Raw genomic sequence first — 20,744 nt, 5'->3', positions numbered from 1 at the left:
GTGGGGCGTGCGATGGCCATGCCCGCGACACCGACGGAGGCAATCATGGACGGAACATGGCGGCGGCGGGACATCCTGCGCCTGGCAGGCGCAGCCGGGGGCGCCGTCTTTGCATCGGCGCTGCCGGGCTGGGCGGCGGGGCGCGACGAGGAATTCGTGTTCGTGCAGCTATCGGACGCGCATTGGGGGTTCGAAGGGGCGCCGAATCCCGACGCGCGCGGGACGCTGCCCAAGGCGGTGGCGGCCGTCAATGCGCTGCCAACGCCACCCGACTTCATCATGTTCACCGGCGACCTGACCCACACCACCGACGACCCGAACGAGCGTCGGCGCCGCATGCGGGAGTTCCGCGAGCTGATCGCGCCGCTGCGCGCGGGCAAGGTGTGGCTGATGCCGGGCGAGCACGACGCGAGCCTCGACGCCGGGGCCGCCTATCGCGAGCTGTTCGGTCCCACGCACTACACGTTCGATCACAAGGGGGTGCACTTCATCGTGCTGGACAACGTGTCGGACCCGGCCGGCCAGGTCGGCGAGACCCAGCGCGCGTGGCTGGCGGACGACCTGCGCAAGCAGTCGCGCGAGGCACGCATCGTGGTCTTCACGCATCGGCCCCTGTTCGATCTCTATCCGCAGTGGGACTGGGCCACGCGCGACGGCGAGGCCGTGGTGGCCCAGCTCATGCCGTACCGGCACGTCACCGTGTTCTACGGGCATATCCATCAGGAACACCACCACATGACCGGGCATATCGCCCATCACGCGGCGCGCTCGCTGATGTTTCCGCTGCCGCCGGCCGGCTCGCAGCCCAAGCGCGCGCCAGTGGCGTGGGACCCTGGGCAGCCCTATCGCGGGCTCGGCTGGCGCACGGTCAAGGCCACGCGCCCGCCGGATGCGTTCGGCCTGACCGAGCAACCGGTACAGCGCGATGCCTGAGGCGATGAACACCCCCCCGGCAAGCGGCCGCCGCACGGTATTGGGATGGTTGCTGGCCGGCGCGCTGGCGGGGATGATCGCGCGCGGGGACGCGGCGCCCCCGCGTGTGATTCCGGTCCGGGCGCGCCGCTTCGTCTTCCTGCCCGACCGGATCGCCCTCAAGGCCGGCGAGACCGTGATCCTGGCGCTGACGGCCGAAGACATCATGATGGGCTTCGGCGCCCCGGACTTCCACGTCCGCGCCGACCTGCCGCCCGGCCGCACGGTGCAGGTCACCCTGACCGCCGGCAAACCCGGCACCTACCGCTTCCTGTGCGACATCTTCTGCGGCACCGGGCACGAGGACATGGGAGGGACGATCGAGGTGACGTAGGGGCGCCGCCCTGCCTCCACCCGCTACGCCGCCAGCCTGAACTGGGGCAGCGTCAGCGCGTCCGAGACCTTCTCGAACGCCACGCGCACGCGCTTGCCGATGGCGAGATCGGCGGGGTCCGCATCGAGGATGTTCGCCATCATCCTTACGCCTTCGTCCAGTTCGACCATGGCCACCACGTACGGCAGCCGCGTCTTCATGAAGGCGTTGGGCGCGCGGTAGTTGACCGTGAAGGTGTAGATCGTGCCGTTGCCGGACACCTCCTGCCAATCCACATCCTCGGACTCGCAATGCAGGCAGAACGGGCGCGGATAGAACTGCCGATGGCCGCAGGCCGTGCAGCCTTGCACCACGAGCCGTCCTTCGTGCGCGGCACGCCAGTACGGTTCGGTCAGGGACGTCGGCTGGGGCAAGGGACGCTGGGGTTCGCTCATGTTCAGACTCCGAGGATCATGGTGGTGTTGCAGGCGAAGACGAGGCCCGGCGCGTGGCAGAGCGCCAGTTCCGCGTTGGGAAGCTGCCGCGCGCCAGACTCGCCGCGCAACTGGCGCACGGCCTCGATGATCACGAACATGCCGAACATGCCCGGATGCCCGTAGGACAGCCCGCCGCCCGAGGTGTTGATCGGGAAACGGCCGCCCGGCCCCAGCGCGCCGTCGGCCACGAAAGCCCCGCCCTCGCCCCGCTTGCAGAAGCCCAGTTCCTCCAGCGACTGGACCACGCCAATCGTGAAGTGGTCGTAGATCTGCACTACGTCGATGTCGTCACGCGTGACGCCGGCCATCTGCAAGGCCGCCTCGGCCGTGCCGGCCACGCCGGTGTCGAGCCAGTCCGCCGTGTTGAACGGCGTGTAGTGATGCGTGTGGGCTTCGGCGACGCCCATCACGTAGACCGGCTTGCTGCGCAGGTCGCGGGCACGGGCGGCCGAGGTGATGATCAGCGCGCCGCCGCCATCGGTCACCAGGCAGCAGTCGCGCTGGCGCAGCGGTGCGGCGATGACCGGCGAGGCCATCACCTCGTCGATGCTCGTCGGCTCGCGCCGGTAGGCCGCCGGATTCAGCGCCGCCCACCGGCGCGCGGCCACGGCCACCTCGGCGAGGTCGCGCGGCGTAGTGCCGTAGCGGTGCATGTGGAGCTGGGCCACCATCGCGTAGTAGCCGATGGGACTGAGTTGCCCATAGGGCGTCACGAATTGGCCGCGCGGCGACGACAGGCTGTCCGCCGCCACTGCACCACTCTTGCGGGAGCCGTCGGAGAGCTGCGTGCTGCCGTAGGTCACCAGCGCCACCGAGCACATGCCGGCCGCAATGGCCGCCATGGCGTGGCGGATATGCATGATGTTGGACATGCCGCCCACGTTGGACGAATCCACATAGCCGGGCCGGATGCCGAGGAACTCCGAGAGGTGCAGTGCCGAGAACTTGTCATCGGTGTGGGCGAACACGGCATCCACATCGCGAAGCGACAGGCCGGCATCGGCGAGGGCCCGGTGCGTGGCCTGCGCCTGCAGCTCCAGCGCGCTCTTGCCGGGCACCTTGCCCAGGTCGGATTCCGCCACGCCGGCAATGGCGACGGAGCGGGAGAGGTTGTTTGTCATCGTGGCATTCCGTTGGGGGGGGTCACAGCGCACGCGCGATGACCTCGCGCATGATTTCGGACGAGCCGCCGTAGATCCGGTTCGGCCGCACATCGGCATAGGCGCGCGCAATCGGGTACTCGCGCATATAGCCATAGCCGCCGAAGAACTGAAGCAACTCGTCGATGTGGCGTGTGGCCTCGCTGGCCCAGAGCTTGGCCATGGCCGCGCCATCGGGCGTCAGCGTGCCGGCCAGGTACTGGGCGAGGCAACTGTCGACAAACGCACGCGTGGCGCAGGCATGGGTCCGGATGTCCGCCAGCCGGAAGCGGATGTACTGGTTGTCGATCAGCGCCTTGTCGAACGCGCGCCGCTGCTTCACGTGGTCGAGCGTCCATTCGATGGCGACTTCCAGTGCCGTGGCGCAGCGCAGGGCGATCAGCAGCCGTTCCCGCACCAGTCCGCTCATCGCGTAGCCGAACGCGGCGTCGGGCTCGCCCACGAGCATGTCGTCCGGCACGAAGACGTTATCGAAGAACAGTTCGGCCGTGTCCTGCGCCTTCTGGCCGATCTTGTCCAGCAACCGGCCCCGGCTGAAGCCCTCCGTGGTGGTATCGACCCAGAACAGGCTGATGCCACGCGCGCCGGCATCCGGGTTGGTCTTGGCGAACACCAGCACACGGTCCGCGTGGTGGCCGTTGGTGATGAACACCTTCTGCCCGTTGAGCCGATAGCCGCCATCGACCTTGCGGGCGCTGGTGCGGATGGCCTTCAGGTCGCTGCCGGCGCTGGGCTCGGTCATCGCCAGCGCGCCGACCACCTCGCCGGAGGCCATCCCCGGCAGGAACGCGCGCTTCTGCGCCTCGGTGCCGAACTCCAGCAGATAGGGGGCCACGTTCTCCGAGTGGGTGGTGAAGCCGGTCACGCCCGTGGCCAGCGCGCGGGCGATTTCCTCGACGACGATTGCGCTGTACAGGAAGTCGCCACCGCCGCCCCCGTAGACATCGGGGATGCCGGGCAGCAGCAGGCCGGCGCGGCCGGCGCTGCGCCACAGCTCGCGCGGCACCAGGCCGCTCTCCTCCCATTTGGGGTGATCCGGCATGACCTGCTCGGCGATGAAGCGCGCCACGCTCGACCGGTACAGCTCGTGGTCGGAGGTGAACATCGGACGCGGCATGTGAAACGAAGATTCGGGTCTTGTCATGGGACGGTTGTCGGGTGCGGGCCGCCGCCTAGTGGGCGATGCGGCTGTCGGTGGGCCAGTACTGCGCCTTGACGGCGCGCTTGAGCAGCTTGCCGGTCTCGGTGCGCGGCAAGGCGGGCACGAAGTCGACGCTACGCGGGCACTTGAGCGCGGAAATGCGGCTGCGGCACAGGGCGATCAGCTCCTGCGCCAGGCCATCGCCGGCCAGGGCCGGATCGTGGAGCTGCACCACGGCCTTGACCTCCTCGCCGAATTCCTCGTTCGGCACGCCGACCACCGCCACGTCGGCCACCGCTGCGTGCGTCAGCAGGACGTTCTCGGCTTCCTGCGGGTAGATGTTGACGCCGCCCGAGACGATGGTGTTGGCCAGCCGGTCGGTCAGGTAGAGGTAGCCATCGGCATCCAGGTGGCCGACGTCGCCATAGGTCGCCCAGCCGCGCGCGTTGTAGGCTTGCTGCGTCTTCTCCGGATCGTTGTGATAGGTGAAGGTGCCGCCGCCGGAGAAGTAGACAACGCCGGTTTTGCCCGGCGGCAGTTCGTTGCCGGCGTCATCGACGATATGCACCTTGCCGAACTCCGGCTTGCCGACCGAGCCCGGGTGCGCCAGCCACTCCTCGGAACCGAGCGAGGTGCGCCCGACCAGTTCGGTGCCGCTGTAGAACTCGTAGAGGATCGGCCCCCACCACTGGATCATCTGCTGCTTGACCGACACCGGGCACGGCGCCGCCGCGTGGATCGCCACGCGCAGGCTGGAGAGGTCGAAGCGGACGCGCTCGGCGTAGTCGAGCCGCAGCAGCCGCACGAACATCGTCGGCACCCACTGGGCGTGCGTGACGCGGTAGCGCTGGATGGCGTCGAGCGCCGCCAGCGGCTCGAACTTCTCCATCAGCACGCAGGCGCCGCCGGCGCGCATGGCGGCCATGTTCCAGCGCACCGGGGCCGTGTGATAGAAGGGCGCGGTGGAGAGGTAGACCGAATCGGGGTCGAAGCGCTTCCAGCGCGTGCGCGGATTGTCGTCGGCGTTGAAGAAGGCGTTGGCGCCAGCCAGCGGGCGCTTGATGCCCTTGGGCATGCCCGTGGTGCCGGAGGAGTACGAGAAGTCGGTCCCCTCCTCGGTCTGCAGCAGCGTGACATCGTCGGGAAACTGGCCGATCCATGCGTCGTAGTCGGCAAACCCCGCGCGCTGGCCGCCCACCAGGATGCGATGCATCGGCAGGGCTTCGAGCGCGCCGGGCGCCATGTCGGCCAGCGTCTCCGGAGAGCAGAACAAAGTCTTCGCCCCGCAATCGGCCAGGATGTAGCGCACTTCGTCCGTCTTGAGGTGCCGGCTGATGGTGGTGTAGTAGAGCCCGATGCGATGCGCGGCCCACAGGATCTCGAAGTACCGGATATGGTTCTCGAGCAGCACGGCGATGCCATCGCCCACATGATGGCCGGCGGCCAGCAGCGCCGCCGCGCACTTGCGCGAGCGCAGTTCCAGTTCGCGCCAGGTCACCGCCTGGCAGGAAGGGACCATGGTATAGGCCACGCGGTCGGGGGTCTCGCGGGCGTGGCGTTCAATCGGGGACATGCATTGACTCCTCGGTTTCTGGTTCAGGACTGGCGCAGGCCGGCCACGCCGTGGCTCAGCACGACGATGCCGCGCTCGGCGGCGACCACGCGGAAGCGCACCGCGTCCGCCTCCTGCCACAACTCTGCGCGCAACGTCTCGCCGGGCATCACCGGCGCGGAGAAACGTGCGGCGATGCTGGCCAGCCGGGCCGGCACGTCGTCGCAGGCCAGCCGGAGGACCGCGCGGGCAGCCATCCCGAAGGTGCACAGGCCGTGCAGGATCGGGCGATCGAAGCCGGCCTCCCGCGCCGCCGCCGGCAGCACGTGAATCGGATTGCGGTCGCCGTTCAGCCGGTACAGCAGCGCGGCGCCCGGCAGGGTCGGCATGGACATGACCATGTCCGGCGCGCGTTCCGGCACGGCAGGCAGCGGCAGCGGCGCGGCATCGCCGGCAGCCCCGCCATCGACCCCGGCGGCGAAGCCACCGTCGGCACGGCAGAACGACACGTGCTCGACCGTCGCCAGCAGCGCGCCGGTGGCCTGGTCGCTGACTTGCCGCTCAGTCACGACCAGCGCGCCCTTGCCTGCGCCCTTGTCGACCACACGGCTGACGCGCGTCTGGCTCACCACGGCGCCGGCGGCGGGCGGCACGCCGTGAAACGTCATCCGATGCTCGCCGTGCAGGATCCGCATCCAGTCGATGCCGGTACGCGGATCCGTGGCCCAGGCGCCGGGCGCACCCACCGTGGCCAGGAAGGTCGGCACCACGCGGGTAGCGGCTTCATGCACGTAGGGCAGCTCGCGCTCGTCCAGCGGGTCGGCGGCAATGCCCAGGCTCAGCGCGTAGCGGATGCAGTCGTTCTCCGTGTAGGCGCAGACGTCGGTGTCGAAGCGCCACCGCTTCAGCGTGTGATAGTCGATCGCCATGATTGCCGCCTCAGATCGGGTCCCAGGAGAACACGTCCGGGGAGCGCTCCAGCGGCGTGAACGCGCGCTGCACGGCGGGCACCGCGTGCTCCGCCAGTGTCTCCAGCGTCCAGCCTTCGGCACGATGCACCGAGGCCACCGGCCGCGGCTGGCTCATCACGATCAACTCGTTGCCGCGCACCACCAGCACCTGGCCGTTGACGGCCTGCGACGCCGCATCGGACAGGAACACCGCCACCGGCGCCACCTGCTCCGGCGTCATGGCCTGCATGCGGGCGAGGCGCCGCTTCTCGGCCTCGGTCTCGCTCGGCAACGTGCCGATCAGGCGGCTCCAGGCGAACGGCGCGATGCAGTTGGAACGCACGTTGAAGCGCGCCATGTCCAGCGCGATGGACTTCGACAAGGCCATGATGCCGAGCTTGGCGGCCGCGTAGTTGGCCTGCCCGAAGTTGCCGATCAGTCCCGCCGTGGACGTCATATGGACGAAGGTGCCGCTCTGCTGTTCCTTGAAGAACGGGGCGGCGGCCCGGCTGACGTAGTAGGCGCCGTTCAGGTGGACGTCGAGCACCGCCTGCCATTCCGCCTCGGCCATCTTGTGGAAGATGCGGTCGCGCAGGATGCCGGCGTTGTTGATCACGCCATCCACGCGGCCGAACGCCTCGATGGCCGTGCCGACGATGGCGTTGGCGCTCGCCGCCGTGGCCACCGAATTCGTGTCCGCCACGGCCGTGCCGCCGGCGGCGCGAATCTCCTCCGCCACCCGGCTGGCGGGGCCGCTGTCGCTGCCGTCGCCGCTGCCGCTCGAGCCCAGGTCGTTCACCACAACCCGGGCGCCCTGCCGGCCCAGCATCAGGGCGATGGCGCGCCCAATCCCGTTGCCGGCGCCAGTGACGATAATGACCTTGTCCTGCATGTTCTCCTCCTGCTGATTGAAATGTCGCGCGTGTCGCGCAGTCCGCCGTGCGTGGACGGCTACTCCGGCTTGATGTTGCCGGCCTTGATGACCTGGGCCCAGCGCGCCTTCTCGGCACGCACGAAGGCGTCGAACGCCTGCGGCGTGCCGCCGACCACCCTGCCGCCCTGCTGGGCGAGCTGCTGCCGCAGCGCCGGGTCCTCGAGCGCCTGATTCACCGCCGCGTTCAGGCCCTGCACGACGGCTGGCGGCGTCTTGGCCGAGACAAAGAGCCCAAGCCAGACCGACACGTCGAAGTCGGGATAGCCCGATTCGATGACCGTCGGCGTATCGGGCAGTTCGGGGCTGCGCTCGCGCGTTGTCACGGCAATGGCGCGCAGCTTGCCGGCGCGGATCAGCGGCAGCGCGGAAATCAGGTTGTCCACCATGAAGTCGACCTGACCGGCCACAAGGTCGGTCAGTGCCGGCGACGCACCGCGGTAGACCACGTCCACGGCGGCGATGCCAGCACGCTGCTTGAGCAGGTCGCCGGCAAGATGGCCCGACGAGCCGCTGGTCGACACCGCCATCGCCAGCCCCTTGGGGCGGGAGGCCGCGTACGCCTTCAGTTCGGCGACGGTGCGCACCGGCAACTTGGGGTTCACCACCAGCACGTCCGGCATCGACAGCACATGGGCCACCGGAGCGAGGTCCCCATAGGCATAGGGCAGCTTGTCGTGCAGCGCGTAGTTGGCCGCGTTGGGGCCGAGGCTGCCCATGACCAGCGTGTAGCCGTCTGGCGCGGCGCGCAGCATGGCCTGGATGCCGATCACCCCGCCGGCGCCGGGCAGGTTTTCGACCACCACGGGCTGGTGGATGCGCTCGGTCAGGGCCTTGCCAAGCTGCCGGCTGGTCAGATCAAGGATGCCGCCGGGAGAACTCGGCGCAATCAGGCGTAGCGGTCGCGTCGGCTCGAATCCGGCCCCGGCGGCATGGCCGCCCAGCGGCGCCAGCAGCGCGAAGGCAGGCAGGACGAGCGCGGGCAGGACTGCCCGCAGCAAGCGTAGTCTCATCAAGGTCGTCTCCTTTGTGATCTGACGGTCTTATGGGTGTTAAATGACCGCCTAGCGGACATTAATGACCGTCTGACGGCTATTTAAGGCCGATAATCTTGTTATGTCAATGAGTTTTCGGAGACGACCCGCCGCGCGGCGGATATTTCAAAAAAGGAGGGGATCGGGGAGAATGCGCCCCATGGCAAATACAGACAACGAAGGTTTCATCCGCTCCTTTGCGCGCGGGCTGGCCGTCATCGAGGCGATGGGCCGCAACGGCACGCACACCGTCGCGACCGTATCGGCGGCCACCGGCCTGCCCCGGACCGTGGTCCGGCGCATTTTGCTCACGCTATGCGAACTCGGTTTCGCGGCGGAATCGGACGAAAAAGGCTTCCGGCTCACCCCGAAGATCCTTAATCTCGGCATGACCTACCTGACGTCGCTGCCGTTCTGGGGCCATGCCCAGCGCGTGCTGGAGACGCTGTGCGCCCAGACCGGCGAGTCTTGCGCCATGGCCGTGTTCGACGGGGAGGAGGTGGTCTTCGTGCTGCGCATTCCGTCGGCCAAGATCATGTCGTTGCAGCTTGGCGTGGGCAGCCGGCTGCCGGCCTATGCCACGGCACCAGGCCGCGCGATGCTGGCCTTCCAGCCGCCCGAGTTCCTGGCGCACTACGTCGACACGGTGTCATGGCGGCAGTACACGCCGCGCACGGTGGGCGGCACGGCGGCGCTGACGACCGAACTGGAGGCTGTGGCGCGAGATGGCTATGCGTGGGTGGACGGCGAATTCGACCTGCACGTGAGCGGGCTGGCCGTGCCGGTACGCGACGAGCAGCGCAAGGTCGTCGCCGCGATCAGCGCCAATCTGGTTTCCGGGGAAATCAACCGCGACAGGGCCGTGCGTGACCTGCTGCCCGCGCTGCGCGGGGCCGCCGAACAGTTGTCGGGGCTCGCGCCGGCCTTCCTTGGGCCGGGCCCGCGCCGCGCACGCAGCGCGGCGGCCTGAATCCGGGCGACCGGGCACGGCGCATTGCACGCCCTGCCCGGCACCGGGTGTGCCTTACTCCCGATGAATCGCCAGCGGCCCGAACGACTGGGTGACCGGCATCACTTCCACGAAGTTGATGTTGACGCGCGCGGGTAGCGTCGCGGCCCAGAAGACGGTTTCGGCGATGTCGTCCGGCGTCAGGGCGTCCGCGCCTTCGTAGACCTTCTCCACGCGAGCCTGATCGCCGCTGAATCGCACCGACGAGAACTCGGTGCCGCCCACCAGACCCGGCGCCACGTCGGTCACGCGCACGCGGGTGCCTTGCAGGTCGGCGCGCAGGTTCAGCGAGAACTGGCGCACGAAGGCCTTGGTCGCGCCGTAGGCGTTGCCGCCCGGATAGGCGTAGGCGCCGGCCGTGGAGCCGATGTTGATCACGTGGCCACGGTTGCGCGACACCATGCCGGGCAGCACGGCGCGCGTCATATACATMAGGCCCTTCACGTTGGTGTCGACCATCGTGTCCCAGTTGTCCAGGTCAGCCTTCTGCGCCGGCTCCAGGCCCAGTGCCAGGCCGGCGTTGTTGACCAGCAGGTCGATCTCGGCGAACTCGGGCGGCAGCGCGGCCACGGCGGCGGCCACGGCTTCGCGGTCGCGGACATCGAGGATCAGCGGCAGCACCTTGTCGCGGCCCAGCGCGTCGGCCAGCTCGGCCAGGCGGTCCGCGCGGCGTCCGGCGGCAATCACGCGATGGCCCGCCGTGGCGAAACGTCGGGCAATGGCGGCGCCGAATCCTGAGGTGGCACCGGTAACGAAAACGATCATCTTGCTCTCCAAACTGGGACGGGTTCGGGCACCGATACTACACCGGATCCCCGCGGGTTTCCCCCACTGCTGGGCGCGGGGCGCGGTGCGACAATCCAGCCGTGTCGCCGAGCTGGCGTCGTGGCGATGCCTCGATTGCAGTACCACCCCAGGGAGAACAACATGCACCGCCTTGCCACGCTTGCCGCCATCACCGCCGCCTTCGGCTGCGGCTACCTTGCCGCCCCGACGGCGCTGCCGCCGGCCCACGCGCAAACCCCGCCCGCCGCGCTGGCGCCGCAGATCATCAACCTCGCGGCGATGACCCCGGACGACATCGGGCCGCAAGTCCCCAACATGGGCACGCTGCGCACGAAGGGACTGGTGGCCACGCCACACGGGACCCTGGCCGTGCAGGCCGGCAATGTGCCGAAGCACTATCACACCAGCGCCGACGAGATCCAGTACATCATCGCCGGCAAGGGCACGCTCTGGCTGGGCAACGAGCAGCGCGAGATCGGCCCGGGCGACCTGATCGTGATTCCGAAGGGCACCGCGCACGCGGGATCGATCGCCACCAGCGGGGAATTCAAGGCGCTGGCCATCAAGCTGCCGCCGCAGGCCGCTGGGGATACGCACCTGCTGCCCTGATCCCCAGCGGCTGGTCGACCTAGACCGGCAGCCCCTTGGCCCGCAGCGCGGCATCGAAGCGCTCGGGGTCCGAGGTGCCGGACGCGTTCTCCGCGCGGATCTTCGCTTCCTTGGCCAGATGGGCGCGGCAGCGTTCGAGCACCTGGGCGGCCTCGGCGGCCGGCACGGCAATCACGCCGTCCGCATCGCCGACGATCAGGTCACCCGGCAGCACGGCCAGCCCGGCGCAGGACACCGGCACGTTGATCTCGCCCGGACCATCCTTGCTGGGCCCCCGGTGGGTGTGGCCCCGGGCGAAGATCGGCATGCCGTCTTCGGCCCACTCGCACAAGTCCCGGACGGCACCGTCGATAACCAGCCCACCGAGCTGCTTCGTGACGCACGTGGTGCGCATCAGGCCGCCGACCAGGGCCTGGGTGACATCGCCGCCGCCGTCGATGACCAGCACATCGCCGGGCTGCACCATCATCAGCGCCTTGTGGATCATCAGGTTGTCGCCGGGGCGCACGCGCACCGTCACCGCCGGGCCGCACAGCACAGTCTCCAGCCGGCGATGGTATTGGCGCAGGCCAAGCGTGCCGATGTTGCGGCTCATGGCATCGCCGATGGCGGCGACGGGCATCTCGCGGAACGCAGCAACGATGCTGGCGGACGGGCCATCCGCACGGGGGTTGATGCGGTAGCCGGCAGGCCACTGCACGGGTGCTGGGGATTCGGACAGGCTCACGGGAGACTCCAGGAACAGGAAGGTAGAAAGGGGATCAGGCAAGGACCTGCGGATTGACGCACGCGGCACGGTCCACCGGGCTGCCATCCAGCCAGCCGAGCACGTTCTGTGCGGCGGCGCTCGCCATCGCGGCCAGTGCCGCCGGCGTCGATCCGCCGACATGCGGCGTCAGCACGACGTTCTTCAGCTCGGCCAGCGGACTCCCGGCGGGCAAGGGTTCGACCGCCATGGTGTCGAGCCCGGCCGCAAACAGGCGGCCGTCCTGCAGCGCGGCCACCAGCGCGGTTTCATCCACCACTTCGCCGCGCGCCGTATTAATCAGGATGGCGCCCTTCGGCAGTTGGTCGAACGCGGCGTCGTCCAGCATGTTGCGCGTGTGGCGGTTAAGCGGGACGTGGAGGCTCAGCACGTGCGCCTGCGGCAGCAGGTCGGCCATCGACGGGAGCAACGCCACCCCATCGACGGGACTTTGACGGCCGGCCATCGCCGGGTCGAAGGCCACCACCTGCATGCCCAGCGCCAGGCAGACCTTCGCCACGCGCTGGCCGACCTGACCGAACCCGACCAGCCCGATGGTCTTGCCGAGCAGCTCCACGCCGTCCTGCGCGCGCGACCAGCGCCCGCTGTGCAGTTCGGCATCCATCCAGCCGATGCGCCGGGCCGCCGCGAACATCAGGCCCAGCGTCATCTCGGCGACCGACTGGGCGTTGGCGCCGGGCGTGACGTAGACCGGAATGCCGCGCGCGGTGGCCGCTTCCACATCGATATTGCTGACCCCCACGCCATGCTTCGAGATGACCTTGAGCGTGGGGCAGGCGGCGATGGCCTGCGCGGACAGCGTCACCGTGCGTGAGATGACGGCATCGACGGGCTCGGCGGCCATGATGCGCTCCACTTCCCCGGCATCGCCTGATGCGGACAGGTACAGCACGCGCGCGCCGGCGCGGGTCAGCAGGTCCACCCCGGCGGGGGCGAGCTTGGGAGCGGTGACGAGAATGGTGTGCATGGGTTTCAATCGAGCTTGATATTGGCTTCGCGGATCAACGCGCCCCACTTCTGGTGCTCGGCGCGCAGGTAGTCGCCAAACTGCTGGGGCGTGCTGCCCATCGGCGTACTGCCCTCGGCGGCGAGCTTGTCCTGCACCTCCTGGGTCTTGAGCGCCTTGCGCACTTCCGCGTTGATGCGGTCCACCACGGCCGGCGGCGTGCCGGCCGGCGCCACGAGGCCGGTCCAGGTGATGGCGTCGAAGCCGGGGTAGCCGGACTCCGCCACGGTCGGCACGCCGGCCAGTTGCGGCACGTTGCGCAGGCGCTGGGCGGAACTCACGGCCAGCGCGCGGACCTTCTGGTTCGTCAGTTGGGGCATCGCGGCGGCGGTATTGGCGAAGTTGAACTCCACCTGATTGCCGAGCAGATCCATCATGGCCGGGCTGGCGCCCTTGTACGGCACGTTGAGCATGCGGAAGCCCGCCTGCCGCTCCAGCAGTTCGCCGGCAAGGTGGGACACGGTGCCATTGCCGGGCGTGCCCATCCGCAGCGCCTCGGGCTTGGCCTTGGCGGCGGCCACGACGTCCTTCAGGGTCTTGAAGGGCGAGCTGGCGTTGACGAGCAGCACCACTGGCTGCGACGCCACCGTGGAGATCGGCGCGAGGTCTTTCAGGGGATCGAACGGCATCTTCGGGTACAGCGCCGGGTTGATCGCCAGATTCGCGGTCTGGCCGAGCCCGATCGTGTAGCCGTCCGCCGGCGCCTTGGCCACCGCGTCCATGCCGACATTGCCGCCCGCGCCGGGCCGGTTCTCGATCACCACGGTCCAGTGGGCCTGGGTGGCCATCTTCTCGGCGATCAACCGCGCGACCGCATCCGTGCCGCCGCCGGGCGGAAACGGCACCACGAGCCGGATCGGCTTGGCGGGCCAGGTGTCGGCGGCGCTCGCGGCACCGCTGCAGATAGCCAGCACGGCGGCGGCGGCCAGAAGGCGAAGGTTCAGCATCGTGTCTCCTTTCGTTATGGGCGCATTCTTGCCGTGCAAAAACATTCCGTCTATTTGATAATGTTCATGTTTTCATTCCCAGGAGTTATCGATGGACATCCAGCTCAGGGACCTGCGGTACTTCGAGGTCGTGGCCGAACTCGGTCACATCGGACAGGCAGCCGAAAAGCTGGGCCGCACCCAGCCGGCCCTGACCAAGGCGGTGCAACGCCTGGAGGCGGCGTTCGGCAGTGAACTGTTCGAGCGCAAGGGGCGCGGCATCCGGCTGACGCCCGTGGGCGAGGTCCTGCTGGCGCGGGCCCGCATGCTGCGGGGCGCGACGGACGAGGCGCTGCGGGAAGTCGGCGATTTTGCGAAGGGCAACGCCGGGCACGTGCGGATCGGCAGCGGCCCGATCGCCGCCGAGCATGTCTTGCCCGAGATTTGCAGCCTGCTGCTGGAGGAGGCGCCGGCAACCACCATCGACATCACGGTGGCGCCCAGCCTGGTACTACGCGAGCGCCTGAAGGAAGGCACGCTCGACCTGCTGATCGGATTGATGCCGGAGCATGACGACGCGCTCGTCAGTCATGCGATCGTCGAAGACGTGGTGGTGGTGGCCGCCAGCCGGACGCATCCGGTGTTCCAGCTATCGCGCGTGACGCTCAAATCCCTGCTGGCCTGGCGCTGGGTCTTGCCTGCCGCGTCGATTCCCAGCCGGCAATGGCTGGACGCGGCCTTCCAGTCGCACGACCTGCCCCGGCCCGCCACCCAGATCGACGCGAATTCCATCCCGCTGCTGCCCCGGCTGATCGCCAAGACCGAACTCCTGAGCTTCCTCTCCCGGCATACGCTGCACGAGCACAGGCACACCCTGCGCGAAGTGCCGCTGAAGGAAGCCACGCTGCGTCGCAGCCTGGGCGTGACGTACCGGCGGCAAGGCTACCTGTCGCCCGCCGCGCTACGGCTGATGGCGCTGCTGCAGGAGCGCGGCGAGGCACTGTTCCGCGCCGCGCCGGGGGATGCGGCCAAGCCGTAAGCAAATTGTATCCATGACAATTATTTGATTGTCCTGATGCAGCGGACTACGATGCCTCATCCTCCCAGCCCGGCTCCGGGCGTCGGGTGGCATCGCAAGGACGCGCATCACCATGGAACTGAACACCACCACCATTCTCGTCACCTTCGCCGGGGTTTTCCTGATCTGCTTCATGAAGGGGGCCTTCGGGGGCGGCTTTGCCATCGTCGGCATTCCGCTGCTGTCGCTGGTGATGGACCCGGTGACGGCGGGCGGACTGCTCGCCCCGCTGTTTATCGCGATGGATCTGTTCGGCCTGCGCTACTGGAAGCCCTCCACGTGGTCGAAGCCTGACCTCCGGCTGCTGGTACCGGGGCTGGTGGTCGGCATTGGGGTCGGCTACGGGCTGTTCCGGGTGCTGGATCACCGTGCGATCGCCATCGTGATGGCCGCCGTCACGCTGGCCTTCGTGGGCATGTGGTTCCTGCGTGGCGGCGATGTCGTGGTGCAGCCGCGCTCCTCGCGCAAGGCCGTGGCCGCTGGCGTGACCTCGGGCATCACCACCATGGTCGCGCACTCCGGCGGGCCGCCGCTGGCGATGTACCTGTTGCCGCTCGGCCTGAGCAAGCAGGTCTATGCCGGCACGACCAGCATGTTCTTCACGGTCGGCAACATCATGAAGGCGGCGCCGTGGCTGTTCCTGGCCAGGCCGGTGGGCGCCGTCTGGACCTTGATGGCGATCTGCCTGCTGGCGATACCTGCCGGCGTCTGGCTCGGCTGGCGCCTGCATGCCCGGCTGGACCAGCGCCAGATGTACCGGGCCTGCTATGGGTTGCTGGTGGTGACCGCGATGAAGCTGCTGTGGGATGGCGCGTCCGGCTACCTGCTCTGACGCTCACCAGGACTGGTCGGCCACCACGCGCGCCACGGTTTCCAGCGCCTGCCTGAGCGTTGGCAGGCTGACGGAGCCGAGCGCGAGCCGGATGGCGTGGGGCACCTGCGCTGACGTGGCGAACGGATGGGCCGTCGATACGGCGATGCCCGCCTGCATCAGCGCCATCGCGATGGCATCCGCGCGCACTTCGGGGGGCAGCGGCAGCCAGACGAAGTACGACGCGGGATGGCTGACCCGCTCCAGTCCGCCGAGCACTTCCGTGGCCAGGCGCTGGCGCAGCGCGGCATCCCGGCGTTTGTCGGCTTCGAGCCGGGCCACGGTGCCGTCTTCGATCCAGCCGCAGGCGATGGCCGTCAGGGTGGCCGGCGTATTCCAGGTGGTGGCGCGGATGGCCCGTTCGAGCTGGGGCACCCATTCGCGCGGCGCACTGACGAAACCGATGCGCAGCCCGGTGGCGACACTCTTCGACAAACTCGACACATAGACGGTAGCTTCCGGCGCCAGCGCGGCCAGCGGCGCGGGGGCCCCTTCGACGAGGAACGCGTAGGCCGCATCCTCGATCAGCATCAGCCCATGCCGCCGGGCGATGGCGACCAGTTCGCGGCGTCGCGTGGCACTCATCACCCAGCCGAGCGGATTGTGCAGCGTCGGCATGGCGTACACGGCACGCACGCGCCGGCGGCGGCAGAGCGCCTCCAGGGCGTCGAGGTCGGGCCCGTGAGCGGTGACGGGAATCGGGACGAGTTCCAGCCGGCCAGTTTCGGCGGCGAGCTTGAAGCCCGGGTAGGTCAGGGCATCCACGGCCACCACGTCGCCGGGCTCCAGCAGGGCCATGGCGGTGAGCGTCAGCGCGTGTTGCGCGCCGCTCGTGAGCAAGACGGTTTCCGGGGTGGCCGGCACGCCGCGCCGGCCCAGATGGAGCGCCACGGTCGCGCGCTCGTGCTCGCGGCCGCCGTGGGGCTGGTAGCGCAGCAGCGCCTCAAGGTCGCCGGCGGCGGCGAGCTGGCGCAGCGCTGCCCGCAGCAGATCTGCCTGGCCCGGCAACGCCGGATTGTTGAAGCTCAGGTCGACCGTATCGGCGATCCAGGCAAGCAGATCCACGCCCTGCCCGCGCGGCAACGCCTCCTTGACGAAGGTGCCGCGACCGGCCTCCCCGCTTACCAGCCCCATCGATTGCAGTTCGGCGTAGACGCGCGTGGCCGTGACCAGCGCCAGCCCTTCACGCGCCGCGAGGTCGCGGTGCGTGGGCAGCCGCGTGCCGGGACGCAGCCGGCCCGCGCGGATATCGTCGGCAAGCCGGTCGACCAGTTGCTTGTAGCGGGGCTGGGGCATGACAGCGCGTGTCCATGACAATCATCGGAATGTCCCGATTATCCCCCCTGTGACTCACCGCCCGCCGGTGACATCGAGGAAGGTGCCGGTGCTGTAGGACGCGTCGGCGCTGGCCAGCCACAGGATCGCGCGGGCGACCTCTTCCGGCTGGCCGCCCCGGCCCATCGGGATCGAGTCCTTGACGCGATCCACCCGTCCCGGCTCGCCGCCGCTGGCGTGCATGTCGGTGTAGATGTGCCCGGGGCGGATGCAGTTGACGCGAATGCCCTCCCGCGCGACTTCCTTGGCGAAGCCGGTGGTGAAGGTCTCCAGGGCGCCCTTCGACGCCGCGTAGTCGACATATTCGTTCGGACTGCCGAGCCGGGCCGCGCCCGACGAGATATTGATGATCACGCCGCCCCGTCCGTTGTGGCGCTGGGACATGCGCCGGGCCGCCTGCTGGGCGCAGAGCATGGGGCCGATGGCGTTGACGGCGAAGATGCGCTGCATCCGCGCGAAATCGAGATCCTCCAGCCGGGACTGCCGCGCGAGGATGGCGGCGTTGTTCACCAGCACGTCGATCCGGCCGAACGTCCGGTCGATGGTGGCGAATAGCTGGGCAACCTGCTCGGGGTCCGCGCTGTCGGCGCGCACGGCCAAGGCCCGGCGGCCCAGCGCTTCCACATCGGCCACCACGGCCAGCGCGGCGGATTCATTGGCGACGTAGCTGATCGCCACATCGTAGCCCTGTGCGGCGGCCAGGCGCGCGGTGGCCGCGCCCACGCCACGACTGCCCCCCGTGATCAGAATCAGCGGTGCCTGCGGAACGGTGTTCATCATCTGCGCATCTCGATGTGATAGTGGATTAACAATTATGAGGGGCTGTCAAAGCCCCAGGCAAACCGCGCCGGCTGCGACGACGATGCAGGCGAGCCAGCGCGTGCCGCTGACCGACTCCCGCAGGAAGACCCGCCCGATCAGCACCGCGAACACCACGCTGGTCTCGCGCAACGCCGAGACCGCGCCCATCGCGCCTGATTGCAGCGCCCAGATCACGATGCCATAGGCGGCAATCGACACCAGCCCGCCGACCAGCGACGAACCGACCGCCAGCGGCTCGGACCGTACCGGCGCCCACAGCGGCGCCAGCCCCCGCACCGCGACGAACAGGATCGGCATCAGCCAGTAGAACAGGAACATCCACGCGGTGTAGCTGAGGGCCTGCCCGCCGGACAACCTGACGCCGATGCCGTCGATCACGGTGTAGAGCGCAATCATCGCCCCGGTGGTCAGCGCGGCCAAGGCACCCGCGCGGGACGCGCGGTGCCCCTGCAGCGCGATCACGATGATGCCGCCCGAGACCATGGCGATGCCGAGCGCCCGCAAGGGGCCGATCGCCTCGTCGGCGAAGAGCGCCGCGCCAAGCGTGACCAGCAGCGGCGAGGAGCCCCGCGCGATGGGGTAGGCCAGCGCCAGGTCGTTGCGGCGATAGGACCGCACCAGACTCACGTTGTAGACGATATGCACGAGCCCCGACGCGACGATGTACGGCCAGGCGGCGCTGGCCGGCAAGGGGTTGCGCAGGACGACGAGCGTGGCGACGGCCGCGATGGCGATGCTCATCCACGTCATCGACAGGAACCGGTCGCGGTTGCCGTGCAGCATGGCGTTCCAGCTCGCGTGGAGCATGGCGGCGAGGAGCACGATACCGCCGGTATAGCTGAGCATTGGGGTGGGAGGGGAGCAGGAAATGCCCAAGAATATCTATCTTGAAGCGGCACGACAAACCAGATAAATTGCCACATCGCGTTAGAAAATCTATTGTCATGAAACGGGTATTGCCGCCGCTCAATGCCTTGCGGGCCTTCGAGGCCGCAGGCCGGCTGGGCAGCTTCAAGGAAGCCGCCGCCGCGCTGCACGTCACGCACGGGGCGGTGAGCCAGCAGGTGCGCCTGCTCGAGGAATGGCTCGGCGCCGCGCTGTTCGAGCGGCATAACCGCCGCGTGACGCTGACGCCGGCGGCGAAAGCCTATCTGGCGGAAATCGGCCCCTTGTTCGAACAGCTCGCGCAGGCCACCACGCGCTACGGGGTGCCCGGGCCGGTCTCCCGGACCCTGTCCGTCAACGCGCCCGCGACCTTCACCCTGCGCTGGCTGGTGCCGAGACTGGCCAAATTCCGCGCCGAGCATCCCGATGTGGAGATCAAGGTGGAGACCTCGAACGGGCCACTGGAAAGCCTGAAGGACGACCACGACCTGATCATCCGAGGGGGTCCGGACACGTTCTACGGCTACGCGATGCGGCCATTCCTGACCGAGGAGCGGCTGCCGGTTTGTAGCCCGGCGCTGTTGCAGCGCCAGCCGCTCGGGGTGCCGGGCGACTTGCGCCACCACACCCTGCTGCATACCTCGAGCCTGCCGCGCCTTTGGCCGGACTGGCTGGCGAGCGCGCAGATCCCCGGGCTGAGCCCGGCCGCCACGTTGACCTTCGATCACTTCTTCCTGACCCTGCAGGCAGCCATCGACGGCATCGGCATCGCCATGGGGCCGACGTCGCTGGTCTCCGACGACCTCGCCGCCGGGCGGCTGGTCGCCCCATTCGCCGGCCCGCGCCTGCCGTCGCGCAGCTATTGCGCCTACGTGCCGGACGAGAAACGGGGCGATCAACTGGTCGGGCTGTTCCAGTCATGGCTGGAACGGGAGGGGATGTGATTCTGCGGCGATGCGCTACGGACCCATACGGATCTGGTATACCATCGCCCGCTAGTCCCCGCCTTCCCAAGACCCCGGCATGAAGTTCAAGGAAATCAGTGCGTTCCAGGCCGTGATGCGCTCCGGTTCGATGACCGCGGCGGCCACCGAGCTGTACACGTCGCAACCGAACGTGAGCCGGCTGATCGCGCAGCTCGAATCGTCCACCGGACTGACGCTGTTCACGCGCAACGCCGGCCGCCTGATTCCCACCGAGGAGGGCCTGGCGTTCCTGCGCGAGGTGGAACGCGCCTTCGTGGGCCTCGACACGCTGAAGGACGCCGCCCGCAACATCCGCCAGTTCGGCAAGGGCCGGCTGCGCATCGCCGCAGTGCCCTCGCTCGCCATGACCGTGCTCCCGCTGGTGCTCCAGCGGTTCCATGCCGACTATCCCGGCGTCAACGTCGCCATGGAAACGGGCAGCACGCAGTTGGTGGCCGACAGCGTCGGCAGCCGCTACTGCGACCTCGGGCTGGTGTCGTTCCTGCCCCCCGCCGCCGTCACCGATGCCCAGCCCGTGGCCGAACTCGCGGGCTGTTGCGTGCTGCCGCCCGGCCATCGTCTGGCCAGTCTGGACGTCATCACGCCTGCCGACCTGGCCGGCGAGTCCTTTATCTCGATGAGTCACGGCGATGGCCTGCGCGCCGCCGTGGACGCCGCGTTCGCCGACGACGACCGGCGTGTGATGCACTTCGAAACCCCCTACGGGGCCACCATCTGCAAGATGGTCGGACTCGGGCTGGGTGTGGGCATCGTGAACCCGCTGGTGGCCCGCATGCACGCCGCCGAGGTGGTGGTCCGGCCATTCCGGCCGCGTATACCGTTCGTCAGCTACCTCCTGCTGGCCCGGAACCGGCCTGCCAACGTGCTGGCGGACCGCTTTATCGAGCGGCTGATGGAACTCATCGCTGCCGAAATGGCATCCCTGCCCTCGGGGCTATCAGGTTTTCGTATAGACGCCTGACAGACTCGTATTTGCGCGCGCGGCGCGCGCTCCGCATACTCGCTCGGACTGACACACCGCTGCCCATTGGGCTTTTTTGGGCTTCTTCGGCTGGTGTTTTCATGAAGCTTGCGAGTACCTGACATGATTTCTAGCAGGGCCCAAGGCCCGCAAT

At 68.8% G+C, this 20,744-nt stretch carries 22 protein-coding genes; 8 read left to right on the top strand and 14 right to left on the bottom strand.

Features of this window, described 5'->3' with window-relative positions:
- Positions 1–45 precede the first annotated feature (45 nt).
- Together AC1DP9_RS14405 and AC1DP9_RS14400 are read left to right on the top strand one after the other, a co-directional pair.
- Positions 46–933: a metallophosphoesterase family protein gene (locus AC1DP9_RS14405; RefSeq protein WP_477107729.1), complete on the top strand. Its 888-nt coding sequence runs from the start codon at positions 46–48 to the stop codon at positions 931–933.
- 4 nt (positions 934–937) lie between these two features.
- Complete coding sequence (locus AC1DP9_RS14400) at positions 938–1,306, top strand: cupredoxin domain-containing protein (RefSeq protein ID WP_477107728.1); 369 nt, start codon at positions 938–940, stop codon at positions 1,304–1,306.
- A gap of 23 nt (positions 1,307–1,329) precedes the next feature.
- Here AC1DP9_RS14400 and AC1DP9_RS14395 read toward each other — a convergent pair whose 3' ends face one another.
- The 7 genes from AC1DP9_RS14395 to AC1DP9_RS14365 all read right to left on the bottom strand — a co-directional run bounded on the left by AC1DP9_RS14395 (position 1,330) and on the right by AC1DP9_RS14365 (position 8,529).
- Positions 1,330–1,740, bottom strand: a complete 411-nt coding sequence (locus tag AC1DP9_RS14395; RefSeq protein WP_477107727.1) for a Zn-ribbon domain-containing OB-fold protein — start codon at positions 1,738–1,740, stop codon at positions 1,330–1,332.
- 2 nt (positions 1,741–1,742) lie between these two features.
- A complete protein-coding gene (locus AC1DP9_RS14390) occupies positions 1,743–2,903 on the bottom strand; it encodes an acetyl-CoA acetyltransferase (protein WP_477107726.1) in 1,161 nt (386 codons plus the stop codon).
- A 22-nt stretch (positions 2,904–2,925) separates the two neighbouring features.
- Entirely contained in the window at positions 2,926–4,047 is a 1,122-nt protein-coding gene (locus AC1DP9_RS14385; RefSeq protein ID WP_477107725.1) for an acyl-CoA dehydrogenase family protein, read from the bottom strand.
- A gap of 67 nt (positions 4,048–4,114) precedes the next feature.
- The gene (locus AC1DP9_RS14380; RefSeq protein WP_477107724.1) at positions 4,115–5,656 is read right to left on the bottom strand and encodes an AMP-binding protein; all 1,542 of its coding nucleotides are present in this window, start codon (positions 5,654–5,656) and stop codon (positions 4,115–4,117) included.
- Between the two features lie 23 nt (positions 5,657–5,679).
- Positions 5,680–6,564 carry a MaoC family dehydratase gene (locus AC1DP9_RS14375; RefSeq protein WP_477107723.1) on the bottom strand — a complete coding sequence of 295 codons (885 nt, stop codon included), beginning with the start codon at positions 6,562–6,564 and terminating at the stop codon, positions 5,680–5,682.
- Positions 6,565–6,574: 10 nt separating this feature from the next.
- Complete coding sequence (locus AC1DP9_RS14370) at positions 6,575–7,477, bottom strand: SDR family NAD(P)-dependent oxidoreductase (protein ID WP_477107722.1); 903 nt, start codon at positions 7,475–7,477, stop codon at positions 6,575–6,577.
- A 59-nt stretch (positions 7,478–7,536) separates the two neighbouring features.
- Positions 7,537–8,529, bottom strand: coding sequence for a Bug family tripartite tricarboxylate transporter substrate binding protein (locus AC1DP9_RS14365; RefSeq protein WP_477107721.1), 993 nt, complete (start codon positions 8,527–8,529; stop codon positions 7,537–7,539).
- A gap of 181 nt (positions 8,530–8,710) precedes the next feature.
- On the opposite strand from AC1DP9_RS14365, the gene AC1DP9_RS14360 reads away from it, so the two are divergent.
- On the top strand, positions 8,711–9,520 hold the full coding sequence (locus AC1DP9_RS14360; protein WP_477107720.1) for an IclR family transcriptional regulator domain-containing protein: 810 nt from the start codon (positions 8,711–8,713) through the stop codon (positions 9,518–9,520).
- Between the two features lie 54 nt (positions 9,521–9,574).
- Here AC1DP9_RS14360 and ydfG read toward each other — a convergent pair whose 3' ends face one another.
- Positions 9,575–10,324 carry a bifunctional NADP-dependent 3-hydroxy acid dehydrogenase/3-hydroxypropionate dehydrogenase YdfG gene (gene ydfG, locus AC1DP9_RS14355; RefSeq protein ID WP_092295714.1) on the bottom strand — a complete coding sequence of 250 codons (750 nt, stop codon included), beginning with the start codon at positions 10,322–10,324 and terminating at the stop codon, positions 9,575–9,577.
- A 162-nt stretch (positions 10,325–10,486) separates the two neighbouring features.
- Here ydfG and AC1DP9_RS14350 point away from each other — a divergent pair, with 162 nt between their 5' ends.
- On the top strand, positions 10,487–10,954 hold the full coding sequence (locus AC1DP9_RS14350) for a cupin domain-containing protein (RefSeq protein WP_092295717.1): 468 nt from the start codon (positions 10,487–10,489) through the stop codon (positions 10,952–10,954).
- 19 nt (positions 10,955–10,973) lie between these two features.
- On the opposite strand, the gene AC1DP9_RS14345 is transcribed toward AC1DP9_RS14350, so the two are convergent.
- The 3 genes from AC1DP9_RS14345 to AC1DP9_RS14335 are packed head-to-tail and all read right to left on the bottom strand — an operon-like array spanning position 10,974 to position 13,673.
- The gene (locus AC1DP9_RS14345; RefSeq protein ID WP_255370865.1) at positions 10,974–11,675 is read right to left on the bottom strand and encodes an RraA family protein; all 702 of its coding nucleotides are present in this window, start codon (positions 11,673–11,675) and stop codon (positions 10,974–10,976) included.
- 40 nt (positions 11,676–11,715) lie between these two features.
- Complete coding sequence (locus AC1DP9_RS14340; protein ID WP_477107719.1) at positions 11,716–12,687, bottom strand: hydroxyacid dehydrogenase; 972 nt, start codon at positions 12,685–12,687, stop codon at positions 11,716–11,718.
- A gap of 5 nt (positions 12,688–12,692) precedes the next feature.
- The gene (locus AC1DP9_RS14335) at positions 12,693–13,673 is read right to left on the bottom strand and encodes a Bug family tripartite tricarboxylate transporter substrate binding protein (protein ID WP_477107718.1); all 981 of its coding nucleotides are present in this window, start codon (positions 13,671–13,673) and stop codon (positions 12,693–12,695) included.
- A 91-nt stretch (positions 13,674–13,764) separates the two neighbouring features.
- Here AC1DP9_RS14335 and AC1DP9_RS14330 point away from each other — a divergent pair, with 91 nt between their 5' ends.
- Both AC1DP9_RS14330 and AC1DP9_RS14325 read left to right on the top strand, forming a co-directional pair.
- The gene (locus AC1DP9_RS14330) at positions 13,765–14,691 is read left to right on the top strand and encodes a LysR family transcriptional regulator (RefSeq protein WP_477107717.1); all 927 of its coding nucleotides are present in this window, start codon (positions 13,765–13,767) and stop codon (positions 14,689–14,691) included.
- A 112-nt stretch (positions 14,692–14,803) separates the two neighbouring features.
- Positions 14,804–15,562, top strand: a complete 759-nt coding sequence (locus AC1DP9_RS14325) for a sulfite exporter TauE/SafE family protein (protein WP_477107716.1) — start codon at positions 14,804–14,806, stop codon at positions 15,560–15,562.
- A 3-nt stretch (positions 15,563–15,565) separates the two neighbouring features.
- Here AC1DP9_RS14325 and AC1DP9_RS14320 read toward each other — a convergent pair whose 3' ends face one another.
- From AC1DP9_RS14320 to AC1DP9_RS14310, 3 genes are read right to left on the bottom strand one after another with little or no spacing between them, the layout of a single operon-like run.
- Entirely contained in the window at positions 15,566–16,897 is a 1,332-nt protein-coding gene (locus tag AC1DP9_RS14320) for an aminotransferase-like domain-containing protein (RefSeq protein ID WP_454757561.1), read from the bottom strand.
- Positions 16,898–16,951: 54 nt separating this feature from the next.
- Positions 16,952–17,713, bottom strand: a complete 762-nt coding sequence (locus AC1DP9_RS14315) for an SDR family oxidoreductase (RefSeq protein ID WP_477107789.1) — start codon at positions 17,711–17,713, stop codon at positions 16,952–16,954.
- Positions 17,714–17,761: 48 nt separating this feature from the next.
- Positions 17,762–18,604 carry a DMT family transporter gene (locus tag AC1DP9_RS14310; RefSeq protein ID WP_092295739.1) on the bottom strand — a complete coding sequence of 281 codons (843 nt, stop codon included), beginning with the start codon at positions 18,602–18,604 and terminating at the stop codon, positions 17,762–17,764.
- A gap of 98 nt (positions 18,605–18,702) precedes the next feature.
- On the opposite strand from AC1DP9_RS14310, the gene gcvA reads away from it, so the two are divergent.
- Together gcvA and AC1DP9_RS14300 are read left to right on the top strand one after the other, a co-directional pair.
- Complete coding sequence (gene gcvA, locus AC1DP9_RS14305; protein ID WP_477107715.1) at positions 18,703–19,587, top strand: transcriptional regulator GcvA; 885 nt, start codon at positions 18,703–18,705, stop codon at positions 19,585–19,587.
- A 79-nt stretch (positions 19,588–19,666) separates the two neighbouring features.
- Positions 19,667–20,590 (top strand): LysR substrate-binding domain-containing protein, encoded by a 924-nt coding sequence (locus tag AC1DP9_RS14300; RefSeq protein WP_477107714.1) that lies wholly within the window; start codon positions 19,667–19,669, stop codon positions 20,588–20,590.
- Positions 20,591–20,744: the final 154 nt, after the last annotated feature.

The organism is Cupriavidus sp. 01L43 (assembly GCF_056399925.1).
Note: the sequence above shows the minus strand (reverse complement) of the source record. Positions and strands in the feature narration are given on the sequence as shown.

What these genes read in the sequence shown, in the direction of transcription:
- AC1DP9_RS14405 (WP_477107729.1), top strand. Translation starts at nt 46, where the DNA reads ATGGACGGAACATGGCGGCGGCGGGACATCCTGCGCCTGGCAGGCGCA.
- AC1DP9_RS14400 (WP_477107728.1), top strand. Translation starts at nt 938, where the DNA reads ATGAACACCCCCCCGGCAAGCGGCCGCCGCACGGTATTGGGATGGTTG.
- AC1DP9_RS14395 (WP_477107727.1), bottom strand. Translation starts at nt 1,740, where the DNA reads ATGAGCGAACCCCAGCGTCCCTTGCCCCAGCCGACGTCCCTGACCGAA.
- AC1DP9_RS14390 (WP_477107726.1), bottom strand. Translation starts at nt 2,903, where the DNA reads ATGACAAACAACCTCTCCCGCTCCGTCGCCATTGCCGGCGTGGCGGAA.
- AC1DP9_RS14385 (WP_477107725.1), bottom strand. Translation starts at nt 4,047, where the DNA reads ATGTTCACCTCCGACCACGAGCTGTACCGGTCGAGCGTGGCGCGCTTC.
- AC1DP9_RS14380 (WP_477107724.1), bottom strand. Translation starts at nt 5,656, where the DNA reads ATGTCCCCGATTGAACGCCACGCCCGCGAGACCCCCGACCGCGTGGCC.
- AC1DP9_RS14375 (WP_477107723.1), bottom strand. Translation starts at nt 6,564, where the DNA reads ATGGCGATCGACTATCACACGCTGAAGCGGTGGCGCTTCGACACCGAC.
- AC1DP9_RS14370 (WP_477107722.1), bottom strand. Translation starts at nt 7,477, where the DNA reads ATGCAGGACAAGGTCATTATCGTCACTGGCGCCGGCAACGGGATTGGG.
- AC1DP9_RS14365 (WP_477107721.1), bottom strand. Translation starts at nt 8,529, where the DNA reads ATGAGACTACGCTTGCTGCGGGCAGTCCTGCCCGCGCTCGTCCTGCCT.
- AC1DP9_RS14360 (WP_477107720.1), top strand. Translation starts at nt 8,711, where the DNA reads ATGGCAAATACAGACAACGAAGGTTTCATCCGCTCCTTTGCGCGCGGG.
- AC1DP9_RS14350 (WP_092295717.1), top strand. Translation starts at nt 10,487, where the DNA reads ATGCACCGCCTTGCCACGCTTGCCGCCATCACCGCCGCCTTCGGCTGC.
- AC1DP9_RS14340 (WP_477107719.1), bottom strand. Translation starts at nt 12,687, where the DNA reads ATGCACACCATTCTCGTCACCGCTCCCAAGCTCGCCCCCGCCGGGGTG.
- AC1DP9_RS14335 (WP_477107718.1), bottom strand. Translation starts at nt 13,673, where the DNA reads ATGCTGAACCTTCGCCTTCTGGCCGCCGCCGCCGTGCTGGCTATCTGC.
- AC1DP9_RS14330 (WP_477107717.1), top strand. Translation starts at nt 13,765, where the DNA reads ATGGACATCCAGCTCAGGGACCTGCGGTACTTCGAGGTCGTGGCCGAA.
- AC1DP9_RS14325 (WP_477107716.1), top strand. Translation starts at nt 14,804, where the DNA reads ATGGAACTGAACACCACCACCATTCTCGTCACCTTCGCCGGGGTTTTC.
- AC1DP9_RS14320 (WP_454757561.1), bottom strand. Translation starts at nt 16,897, where the DNA reads ATGCCCCAGCCCCGCTACAAGCAACTGGTCGACCGGCTTGCCGACGAT.
- AC1DP9_RS14315 (WP_477107789.1), bottom strand. Translation starts at nt 17,713, where the DNA reads ATGAACACCGTTCCGCAGGCACCGCTGATTCTGATCACGGGGGGCAGT.
- AC1DP9_RS14310 (WP_092295739.1), bottom strand. Translation starts at nt 18,604, where the DNA reads ATGCTCAGCTATACCGGCGGTATCGTGCTCCTCGCCGCCATGCTCCAC.
- gcvA (WP_477107715.1), top strand. Translation starts at nt 18,703, where the DNA reads ATGAAACGGGTATTGCCGCCGCTCAATGCCTTGCGGGCCTTCGAGGCC.
- AC1DP9_RS14300 (WP_477107714.1), top strand. Translation starts at nt 19,667, where the DNA reads ATGAAGTTCAAGGAAATCAGTGCGTTCCAGGCCGTGATGCGCTCCGGT.